The 11228-nt window shown below is 32.8% G+C and carries 9 protein-coding genes and 1 rRNA gene; 2 read left to right on the top strand and 8 right to left on the bottom strand.

Features of this window, described 5'->3' with window-relative positions:
* Positions 1 to 340: 340 nt before the first annotated feature.
* The 5 genes from WAK64_RS22225 to WAK64_RS22205 form a co-directional block, all read right to left on the bottom strand.
* Positions 341 to 862, bottom strand: coding sequence for a hypothetical protein (locus WAK64_RS22225; protein WP_336589153.1), 522 nt, complete (start codon positions 860 to 862; stop codon positions 341 to 343).
* 621 nt (positions 863 to 1483) lie between these two features.
* Entirely contained in the window at positions 1484 to 2419 is a 936-nt protein-coding gene (locus WAK64_RS22220; protein ID WP_336589152.1) for an aminoglycoside phosphotransferase family protein, read from the bottom strand.
* 81 nt (positions 2420 to 2500) lie between these two features.
* On the bottom strand, positions 2501 to 3034 hold the full coding sequence (locus WAK64_RS22215) for a GrpB family protein (RefSeq protein ID WP_336589151.1): 534 nt from the start codon (positions 3032 to 3034) through the stop codon (positions 2501 to 2503).
* Positions 3035 to 3094: 60 nt separating this feature from the next.
* The gene (locus tag WAK64_RS22210) at positions 3095 to 3571 is read right to left on the bottom strand and encodes a hypothetical protein (protein WP_336589150.1); all 477 of its coding nucleotides are present in this window, start codon (positions 3569 to 3571) and stop codon (positions 3095 to 3097) included.
* Between the two features lie 962 nt (positions 3572 to 4533).
* On the bottom strand, positions 4534 to 6477 hold the full coding sequence (locus tag WAK64_RS22205) for a CDP-glycerol glycerophosphotransferase family protein (RefSeq protein WP_336589149.1): 1944 nt from the start codon (positions 6475 to 6477) through the stop codon (positions 4534 to 4536).
* Positions 6478 to 7269: 792 nt separating this feature from the next.
* On the opposite strand from WAK64_RS22205, the gene WAK64_RS22200 reads away from it, so the two are divergent.
* Complete coding sequence (locus WAK64_RS22200) at positions 7270 to 7449, top strand: hypothetical protein (protein WP_336589148.1); 180 nt, start codon at positions 7270 to 7272, stop codon at positions 7447 to 7449.
* A gap of 70 nt (positions 7450 to 7519) precedes the next feature.
* Positions 7520 to 8251 carry a class I SAM-dependent methyltransferase gene (locus tag WAK64_RS22195; protein WP_336589147.1) on the top strand — a complete coding sequence of 244 codons (732 nt, stop codon included), beginning with the start codon at positions 7520 to 7522 and terminating at the stop codon, positions 8249 to 8251.
* Between the two features lie 224 nt (positions 8252 to 8475).
* On the opposite strand, the gene WAK64_RS22190 is transcribed toward WAK64_RS22195, so the two are convergent.
* From WAK64_RS22190 to rrf, 3 genes are all read right to left on the bottom strand, one after another.
* The gene (locus WAK64_RS22190) at positions 8476 to 9702 is read right to left on the bottom strand and encodes a HAMP domain-containing sensor histidine kinase (RefSeq protein ID WP_336589146.1); all 1227 of its coding nucleotides are present in this window, start codon (positions 9700 to 9702) and stop codon (positions 8476 to 8478) included.
* A 133-nt stretch (positions 9703 to 9835) separates the two neighbouring features.
* Entirely contained in the window at positions 9836 to 10528 is a 693-nt protein-coding gene (locus WAK64_RS22185; protein ID WP_336589145.1) for a response regulator transcription factor, read from the bottom strand.
* 619 nt (positions 10529 to 11147) lie between these two features.
* Positions 11148 to 11228, bottom strand: a 5S ribosomal RNA gene (gene rrf, locus WAK64_RS22180); the annotation flags it as partial.

Here is an 11228-nt window from a genome sequence, read left to right as displayed (position 1 = left end):
GTACAACCGTTGTCGTATTCATAGTCAATTAAACTTTCAGACACCTCAGGAAGTAGAAGATAAGTTCCGTCAATCTGTATAAAAAGTTAACTTATTGGTGTCTAAGATATTGACCCAAGTCCACCTATTCGAGATAACGTTTAGAATACGACCTTAAATCCATTTACATTACCTATTATGTACTTAATATCCATAACTTCCAGTTAGTAGTTGAACAGATTGCCATACTATATATTTGCCGATTAATGTTGGTAGGACCCCTAATAGATTACTTTTACAATCTAAGGAAATTCAATAATAGTAATTTCTATTCTATTAAGGTCATTCCTTTACAACTATATTAAGTTGCTGCATTGACAGTCCAAGATCTAGCATCGCCTTTTATTTTAAGCTTTGCCTCGTTTTGAAGTGATACTGTTCCTGACCTATAATCCACACTAGGTTTAATTACCGCATTTCTTCGTTCTGAATACGCTCCCGTTGCTCCATTAGAATTCTGCCAATAAGCCGAGTCACACTTGTTTTGCCAAGTGCTTCCTGCCCCTGCTGTAACACCAGTAGAACTAATTCCAATTGACATAGTCGCACTATTTCTTAAAGATGCGCAGACTTCCCAAGTCGTCTTAATATATTCCACATTGTAACTACCTGAATATACTGCTGATGTTTGGTAATCAAATTTATATGTGTTTCCAGATGTAGTAAGACTTCCTCTCCATGCATCAGACTTGAGTGTACCGTATCCACTTGGAAGAGTTAGGGTTTCCGAATCAGAGGCTGCACTTGCACTACCTATTGAAAAACTAAATAAACCTGTTGCTACTGTTAAACTCAAAGCAATTTTCCTAATAGTTTTCTTCAACTTTCATTTCCCCCTATACTTATACTACTCTATTATTTTTAAAACAAAGAACTAAAGCTGGTGTACACCAATTCGTTAACAAGGAATATTATACTATTAATGGTTAAAATATACATAATTTTAGATAATTTTTGCAAATATTTAGATTTTTTAAACATATTGTAACATTAGGTAATATTAGTAAAATATCAATTGGGTAGTGTTACCTAACCTTGAGCCTTGTTTCAGCACTATTACTTTTTTGGGGAATGAGTGGAATAATAAGGGTTTATTTGGAGCAAGTGTTGAGAGTTAATCATCGAATAAAGAAAAAGCTAGATTACGATGGTGCGTTTATTTGGAGAGAATTCATAAGCTAATGAAGTGGGTTTCTTCTTGATTGAGGGACCAGCAGAAATGGTTACTTGGAAATCCTTTAGATAAAAAATATAGTATCGTTTGAAATAGACCATTACGCCTTTTAATTTTTCATAGTAATAATAGAGGAACTTCCCAGGTGTGGAAGTTCCTTTTTTCCAATTATGTTAAGTATATGTCTCGTGTTCGCTTTGATCGTTCATTATCTATTTCATCTAATAATTTACTTGAATCGTCTCATCCTTACAAGGCTCTGTATTTGAGCTAAGATAAACGGTAGGAAGACATCGGATCATACCACTTTGGTTGGATAAGATTAAAATCATCATGGTCTTCTAAAATGATGTTTATTCGTTCCATTGCATCTTCCATAGAATTAGGGTCATATTTATTAGTCCATACTATTGTAAAAATTATATTCATTGCAGCATACAGCGAGTATAACCGCCAAAATCCATCATTCGGTTTAGTCGAAAAATAACCATTAATTTGACCATTTATAAAGGGAATACTTTCTCTCCGACTGAATAAAGAAAGATTATAGAAATCATGATAAGGATCGCCATAGTCGTATCCGTTAAAATCAATGATTCCTTTATATTCCTGATTCTTGATGATGATATGTCCTAAATGAAAATCATCATGAAGGAGCACCGTTGGTCTTCCTGTTAATAAAGAAATATTATCTTTAATAAAAGAGAGGATGTTTTGTTCCTTCTCTAACTTAATCCCCCCTTCACGATACTCTGTAAGGTAATAACTGAATTTCTTACGTTGAGAAACTTCCCATATTGGCCTGTCTGCAGGTGCTTTTATTTGATGAATACGATAAAGTTCTTTCCCTGCCTTCTCTCCAATTTGGTACTGAATTTGTTCAGAGCAGTTTTTAAAAGCTTCCGATGCTGGCACCCCTTCAATATACTCCATTAACAAGAAGCAAAGTTGATTTTCTTCTTTTACCTGAAATTCAATGGGCCTTTGTGAGCGAACCTTTCGATTAGCTATTTCTTTTAAAAGTTGAAATTCTCGTTTTCTTTTTTCAGCATATGTAATATTTGCAATACGAAGCAAATACTTATTTTCCTCTTTCACCACGATATATTTTTCATCGGGGGAATACCCTTCTTCTATTTTTTTAACTTGTGTGGAACCATTGAGGAAGGGGATTGTCGCTACGATTTTTTCTATACTATACTCCATTTTCCACCTCTATTTTCATTCAAAATTTACATTTCCTACTTAATGAAAAAATGGACCCTTCTAGAGTAGGGTGCCATTTTGTTACCCTTTGGTTTTTTCCAATACCTTATTGATAAACTCTGTTTTACCGCTTGTATAGGCTGCTCGATTATTCATTTCTTTTGCTAACGTTCTTTTTAACTTATCGTACTTCATAACCGCTGCTCGATTATTTCGCAAATAATTTCTAAATGCGATATGTCTAGAAAGCTCTTCACTCTCTTTATTGCAGACATATAAATGATGATCCATCCATTCAGTCTTACTCCCGTCCCATGGAGTTAATAAATCTTTTCTCCCAAACGCTTCTCTACCCTCAAAACTCCATTCAGGCTGATGATGATACCCTAGTATTTCAAGCTCTTGGATCACATCAGGTAATACATCATGGTCTTGAATTACAACATCTATATCCAAAATTGGCTTTGCTCCAAGCCCAGGGACAGCCGTACTTCCCACATGTTCAATATCTAAAATTAAATGACCGAGTGAATGAATCACTACTTCTTTCAATGACGAAAATATTTCTTCCCATTCTTTATCGTACTCGTAAATTTCTATTATGGATTGAACCAATCTCTTTCACCCTCTTCTACTAAATCCTACTATTAAATTCCTTTTGAAATAAAATGAATATTACTTTTTCACAGCGAGCTTAACGGATAGATTCAAACTTTCTTTAAAAATCCCATTCCTATTGACAGTAAGTAATGCCTCTCGTAGTTTGCTCGAATGACTCAATGTTATCTTCACAAAACGTTGGCATCCGTAAGAAGTCGAATAGAGATTTCCAATAATTGATTCAACGGTCCAGGTTACGTCGTAACTAGGAAAACGGTGGACTTTAAGGGTGAATTTCGAGTTCGAAATGACCTCTTCATGACTCATGGTCGGATGAGTATAGGTTGTTTTTCCCGCTCTTCTTTCTTTTCCATACCATTTCTCTATGATTTCTTTTAGCTGAGCTTGCCACTTGGTTAATTTTTTGTTTGCCTCATAGCTATCAATAATAGCCACACCACCGTTATCATGAACCATGTCAAAAAGTTCGTCTAATATAGAAGGACGGTCCATCCAATGAAAGGCTTTCGCTATTGTGACAAGTTGAAACATACGATTATTTTATGCTTTATATTGTGCTAGATTACCGTTATACCATTGTACATCCCCCATTCTTACCTCTACATGGAGACGTTTGGCTTCTTCTATCATTTCTAACTCCGTATCGATTCCTACAATCTGTTGGCACCATCTAATAACCTAATCGCGAGATGACCTGTTCCACAAACTAAATCGAGTACATTTTGATTTCCGTTTAATGAAATCTCTCAATTAAAAATCTTATGAGCGGAGCTGGATACACTGGCCTATACTTAGAATAATATTTTGCTGATCCTTTAAATAAATCATTCCCATAGTTACTCAACTTTTCTAACCTCCTCTACTCTATCTATAGATTTCTGACCCACCTAGATTCTCCTAAATTTCCAGTTGAATGATAAAATATATACTATTTTCACTATTTTTGTCTAGGTATAACTTTAATTCCTCATAAACAATTTTTACATCTAGTGTATGATGAGGGATTAAATCATTGTCGATTCTATTACTTCAATTGGAGGGTCATTAGTAGTTAAGTAATCTCCCCCCTTATCTTTACTTCATTGATTGCAGGTCCATCAGCTAATACGATATTTAATCCAGACCCTATTCACGACCATATAGCCTAGGAAGAGTTTTAACAGTATGGAACTTTCTTATGGTTAGGTCTCAAATTGGGATGTGTTATCAAAATGATTCAGGTACTCTATAATTCCTTCAACAAGTCCTCAACCCGAACGGCACCTTTTATGAAGTAAAGAAAACCACCGTGATGGATAGTTTCGTTTTATAGATAGAATTCCAAATAAAAAATAGCCCAGAAACAAATTTAGTCTTGTTTCTGAGCTATTAAACGTTTTCTCCTCAAGCCAATAACACTTTGGTCTATCTAATCAATCTTCTAACTGGTTCAACCTCTTCGAAACTGTAAAAAGTATGTTTTGCACTAGAAAGAGAATAGTTCTCCTCATCATTTATTCATTGATAATGGAAGATAGATGTTCGAGAGTGTTATGTGTGTTGTTACCATCTGTACACTCAACTAAACGGCTATATGTCTTTATATGTTCATTCCTTTGACCACTCATGTAATTTTTTCTAATCTCTTTATCAAGATCAGAAAAATTATAAGAGATATCACCAAATGCAATATTTTCTTGAAGTATATTCGGTGATCCGTATTCTTTCTCACATAACTCCTTATCTTCCCAGTAAAAAACAATATTTGTGCCTCCAGAGAAAGCCATGTAAGTAACTGAGGAATAATCAGATATTAACACTTTAGATTTTAATAGAGCACTTTTTATATCTCCACTATAGAAATATTTTTCATTATTGCTATAAAAATCGGCAAATTGCTCTTGTAAGATTAATTTGGCCTTTGGGTGAAGAATAATGTTTATTTTCTTGTCTTCATAAAACTTATTACTCTTGATTGTATCTATAAACTGAAAATACCTAGATATATAACTATTTTTATTATCACTACTTCCGGTTAAGTCCCACGGCCTCCATGTTAATAAGAAGGTTATTTCATCTTTATTCTCATTTTTGGACTTAACATATAAATCTATGTTAGGCTGCCCTGACACAATCAATTCATTCTTTTTATAACTGGAATTCTCTAGAAAAATGTCACGTTCAAACTGAGAATTGACGATAATATAATCCGGGGCAATAGGTATTTTTTTGTTATAATACCCTCGATCAAATACATTTGTCGCTAATGACGGGCCATGTTGTAAGAATATTTTATGCTTGTTATTTAATATTTTCTTTTTCAATAGTTGGTCATTATCATATAACCGTCTTTGAATATGTGAAACCAAGTCTGATGATACGAAACTCCGTGCTAGAAACATATGATAGAATGCTTTAATACTATTTTTAGCAAATAGATTGTTAGGGTATTTGCGTTTCAAATCTTCATAATCTGGACTCTCTTTATCTAGTATATACACACATCTCTTACTCGATTTAGTTGACATATTATATTTGAATAATTCAAAAGCAGATTCAGATGCCCCAAGCGAAAATTTTTCAAAAAATAGATCATACTTATCTTTTTTTCTGACAAGCAGAGTAGAGAGATACGCTACCCATTCTTTAAAGACAATCACATTACTTAACCTACTTGTAACGACAATGACAAATTGCCCAGTAATTGATTTTCTCAAATACATTTCATTGTCTGAACCTTTCACTCTTGTAGATTTAGTGTTATAAAGATAGTTTTTTCGATTGAATTTACTTTTCGTCTCTGCTTGGAAATTATAAAAATAATAACTACTTTTATTCAGCACCTTCACAAATATAGGTACGTTAATATCACTTGTATTTAAGTAATGCCTATATATATCACGCAACGGAACAATAGCATAATAAGAGTGTATGAATAATGCTAGCTTGTTTGTGTTCATAGAAAATTTGTTTCTAATCTTACGGGGGAATAAAAACCTTATGTTATAATTGTTCGTTTTTTTAACCCCTACAGATATCTCAGGCGGGTTGACACTATCATTATTTCTAAATCTTAAGATACCAATAAATAATACAAAGGAAAAAAACATAAACGCCTTCGTTTTCGTCATTGGCTTTTTTTCTACCTTATCAGCTATCTCAAAAGGAGATATAGACGGGTCAACCTTGGAGAGTACAAAAGACACCCTTCCTAATGAATCAGAGTAAAATATAATTTGACTGTCATTTTTAAAAGGTACCACCTGAATGACTTCCATCGATTCATAATGATGGGCCCGAGCGACTGATTCGCCGTGGTCTGTGTATAGGAGATACTTCTTATTGTATTTTTTATTCGAGATATTTCTCTTTCCACTAAAATCTGAAAATCCCTGTTTTAACATTCCAGTGTCATCTATATATAATTGGCTTTCTTTTGTATCAATTATTGTAACCATACTGATACCTCTCTAATAAAATATTTTGCTTTCTAATACGTTAGCTAGCTAATCTAAATAAATTTTACAGATGAAAATACCAACCAACACTCTATCTCTATTTTTAATAAACAGAGGACAAACATTATTTTGTCCATTTACAATTTAATATTAATTAACACTGCTACAATCACTATTCTTTCGCAACAATGTAATAGTAATGTTCTTATTGTTAAAATTTTTTTATTTCGATTTTAAATTATAATGATAATGTAAATTGTACCTACTGATTTACGGCTTTTTTCGTAATATAAACTGCCCTCCCTTTGCAATACTTCTAATTATATCAATCTATGCTACATTCTACCATAAGTCAATTAATTATATTATAGGAAAATAGTACGTTCCTTTTACTGTATTCTCTAGAGTTAGTAATAGAAGTACCGCGAAGTCTAAAACTCTAGATATTCTGGGTGCTGCTTTCGACCATGCATAACACTTCCACATCAAAATTATTATTTAAACCTGGCTTTACTTTTCTTTTTAAGTTCTTTAGAATACACCGTCATTCAAATAACTATATTCGATAAAAGAAAAGGTTTTCCATAGAGTCACAAGAGGAGCATTGATTAAATAGTTTTTACCTTTAGTTTTTCAACATTTTATTTAGCCTTAAGAATTATTTTAACAAATGCTGTTTTGCTATGTTTTTCTACCATTTTTTACAGCACCTCTCCGGATTTTATTCCATTCCTCTTGAAAAAAGTGGTATACTTTCCAATGGATAATATGTTCTAAGAGGAGTGGAGAAAAATGAAGGGGAGCATATTACTATATCTAGTAATTACCTCAGTGACACTATTCCTTCTATCTATTTATATTTTTAACGAGATTCATTGGTATTTATTAAATTTATTTTTAGTCATTGGGTTTGGTTTAAATCTCATTATCTCACTAGTTAAAGAACAGAATAGTCCAGCTAAGGATGATTGAAAGATAAAGCTACACAATGAATGATGATGATGACAAACAGGAGCTAATAATCGAAAGGGGAATGATTTTTTTGGAATTTAGAGGAGCAAGCGTGTACGATGAAACTGACTTTTTTTCTAATTATATGAAAAGAAGGGCTAGGCAAGATAGTCCTAACAATGCGATAGAAGGTCCTCTAATCTATGAATTAATTGGGGATGTCCAACACCAAAGCATTTTAGACCTTGGTTGTGGTGATGCAGCTTTCGGTAAAGACCTATTACGTCAAGGCGCAAGTGATTATACTGGGGTTGAAGGTTCTGAACAAATGGTAAAATCAGCAAATCTCCACTTATCTGGAGAAAACGGAACAATCCACCATCATTCAATGGAATCCTTTCCTTATCCATCAAACAAATTCGACTTAGTTACATCTCGCTTTGCCATTCACTATGTTTCTGATATTTATTCACTGTTTCGTGACGTTTATAAAACCTTAAAAGAAGATGGAAAGTTTGTATTTAGTGTACAACATCCACTCACAACCTCTTCATTTATAAGTAAGCAAGCAGGGGAAAAACGAGGAAATTGGGTTGTGGATGACTATTTTCTCGAAGGAGAAAGAAAAGAGCCGTGGATTGAACAAATAGTGGTAAAGTATCATCGAACTATCGAGCAATACTTTCAAACCCTTAGTAAGTCTGGCTTTTCAATCGTTGATTTAAGAGAAGGAAAACCAAAACGGGAACACTTTAGTAATGAAGAAGAATTTGTTAGAAGACAAAGAATTCCTCTTGTCTTAGTCTTTTCATGCGTAAAATAAATTTAATTCCTTGGTAAGGTCCATGCTTTAAGAACAACGCTTGTTTTTTCATGCGTTGTTCTTTTGTTTACTATTTCTATTATTGTAATGAATACATGGTTCTCTTTATTCATTCCTACTGTACTATACCCTTTATAGTAAAAGTTTTTTAACTTTAAACCCCTATTCTCTATCTGTATTGAGGAACTAGGCTTATACCTTCGTCTTTTTGCTTTATTATCTATTTATATTGGCAATCTAATTATAAAACGACTTCCTTCTTTATAAGTAGAATCTAGACTTATTGTGCCATTATGTTTGTCGATAATCTTTTTCGTAATGGCTAAGCCAAGTCCGGAACCTCCAGCCTTACTATTTCTTGAACTGTCTAAACGGATAAATGGGTCAAATATTTTTTCATTGTATTGTTCAGGTATTCCTATTCCTCTATCTTCTATTTTAATAATCAAATTAGTTTCCTCTGTTTTCAATGATAAAGCAATATATTTATTACTATATAGTATGCTATTGTTAATTAAATTAGTGATTGCTCTTTCTAGTGATTTTGGGTTTATTTTTGCTACGACGGGATTGTCCTCAGGTATATCGATATCGTAACGTATTTTCTTTTCTTCAAACTCGTCAATAAATGAACTAATAACTAAACGAAACCACTCATTAATGTCATGCTTTGTTAATTGAAATTCGCTTGAATCAAGATCAAGTCGTGATAACTCAAATAAATCCTCAATAAGATCATTGGCTCGAAGGCTGTTTGAGCGAATGATTTGGATAAATTTTTGACGATCCTCCATACTTATATCTATAAGATAGCTTAATGTTTCAGCATATCCCTGAATATTTGCAAGGGGAGTCTTAAGGTCATGAGATATGTCTAGGATCAATTGTTGTCTCAATAATTCGGAATGCTCTTTCAACTTTACTTCTTTTCCTATTTTTAAAGCCATAGCGTTTATTCCATCTTTTAACTCGTCCAATTCCCTATTTGCTTTAGAATGAATGGTCGTTTCAAAATTACCTTTAGAAATATGCTCTACTCCTCTGAGTAGCTCTTGAATAGGATAGATAATTTGAATAGACGTTAGCTTTGCGTACCAGATTAATATCAATAATAATATAACGATAAAAAAACCTAAGGAACTATAGAAAATTTTATTTTCAAATAAGACATTTTCTACTGGAAAATATAAAACTAAAAAATTACTTTCTTTTTCAGGGACAAATAGGTCAACCTCATATTGGTCTGCAGTCGTAAGTAAATCTTTATAGACATACTGGTATCCTTTATGATGAGGACTATTATATTGTTCTAAAACAACCAACTCACTGCTTACATATTCAATATAAGCTGCCTCAGGGAATTCTCTACTCTGAAATGTCTGTTCAGCTCCAATAGTTATTACATCTTCATATGTTTCTTTAAGGTATTCCTGATTTACTTCCTCATACATGTATTCCACATATATATAATTAATAGCAAGTGTACATGTGCATAAAAGGATAAGAACAAAAAATAGTACAGTATAATTTATAAAAAATTGTTTTGATATAGAGGGAGATCGTTGTTTTTTTAATAGTCTTTTGTTAAACATGCCTCTCCATCCGATATCCTAAACCCTTGATTGTCGTTATATAGATTGGGGATTTAGGATTATCCTCTATCTGTTCTCTTATTCTGCTAATATGCACCATAACTGTATTATTATCATTATAATAATCGTACTTCCAAACAAGCTTATATAATTGTTCTTTAGAAAAAATCTTATTAATATTCTTCATAAAAATTTCAAGTAACCTTTGTTCTTTAGGTTTTAAAGAAAGCTCTTTTCCATTTTTGAATATTACTTGATCGGTGATATTGTATCTTAATCCTCCATTTTGAATAATAAACCCTTCTTCTTTATCACCATATATGGAGTATCGACGAATTTGAGCTTTGACCCTACTTAATAACTCTAAAATACTAAATGGCTTTACTAAATAATCATCCGCACCTAATTCGAAACCTAATACTTTATTAGCATCATCACCTAATGCGGTCAATAGCATGATAGGAATGTTGTTATCTTCCCTAACCTTTTTAATTACTTGAAAACCAGATTTCTTTGGCATCATAAGATCCAATATTACCAAGCCAGGCTTTACCTCTTTCAATTTCCTTAAAGTTTCGGCTCCATCATAGGTTTGTATTACTTCAAACCCTTCTTTTCTTAAATGAAGTGAAACTAAGTGGTTAATGTCTACATCATCTTCAGCAACAATAATAATTTCTGACAACACCTACACCTCTAATAAATATTATTATATTTAATCAATATACATTTACTATTACGAATAAGTTCTTCATTTTCCATAAACAATTAACTCATCTTCTAACAAAATAATTTTGTTTATTCAGGATTACACCTTTATAAATAAGTACCTGCTAAACTACCATTAGGCCTCAAATGTTCTAAGTTCCAGCTAGGTTTCTTTCCTAATAATGGTGAATTAATTTTCGCAAATCATTCTTTAAAATAGCATAAAACACATTTAAAATACTAGAAAAATTACATAAATTTAAGGTTTAGTTAAGGTTCGTAGGCGGAAATCAAAAAAATATAACAAAACACCCTATCACTTTTCACTCTAATTAGATTTTTGGTCTCAACGTTCTCACCCTTCTAATGGCAAAATTACACTTTCTTATTTATTCTGGCTCGACACTCATAGTTTGCTTTCAGTATTAAATTCCGTCTGTTGCTCTTTTTCAGCCTTTGCAAATATTTTACTATTCAAACGGGAATGACCAACTAGGTGAAAGGTAGACGTAACACCAATTTTAAGCCGAGAATGTCACTCAGTAGAGCTATTATATAAACAAAAAAACAGCTCAAGATGAGCTGTTTTTAAATGTGCATGGCGACGTCCTACTCTCACAGGGGGAAGCCCCCAACTACCATCGGCGCTAAAGAGCTTAACTTCCGTGTTCGGTATG

It is taken from the genome of Bacillus spongiae (assembly GCF_037120725.1).
In the GTDB taxonomy this organism is placed as follows: domain Bacteria; phylum Bacillota; class Bacilli; order Bacillales; family Bacillaceae_K; genus Bacillus_CI; species Bacillus_CI spongiae.
The sequence above is the reverse complement of the archived record's forward strand: the minus strand, read 5'-3'. Positions and strand labels throughout refer to the sequence as shown.

Bases quoted from the DNA above. Each gene is read 5' to 3' on its own strand.
- WAK64_RS22210 (WP_336589150.1), bottom strand. From the start codon at position 3,571: ATGTTTCAACTTGTCACAATAGCGAAAGCCTTTCATTGGATGGACCGT.
- WAK64_RS22220 (WP_336589152.1), bottom strand. From the start codon at position 2,419: ATGGAGTATAGTATAGAAAAAATCGTAGCGACAATCCCCTTCCTCAAT.
- WAK64_RS22205 (WP_336589149.1), bottom strand. From the start codon at position 6,477: ATGGTTACAATAATTGATACAAAAGAAAGCCAATTATATATAGATGAC.
- WAK64_RS22190 (WP_336589146.1), bottom strand. From the start codon at position 9,702: ATGTATGAGGAAGTAAATCAGGAATACCTTAAAGAAACATATGAAGAT.
- WAK64_RS22200 (WP_336589148.1), top strand. From the start codon at position 7,270: ATGAAGGGGAGCATATTACTATATCTAGTAATTACCTCAGTGACACTA.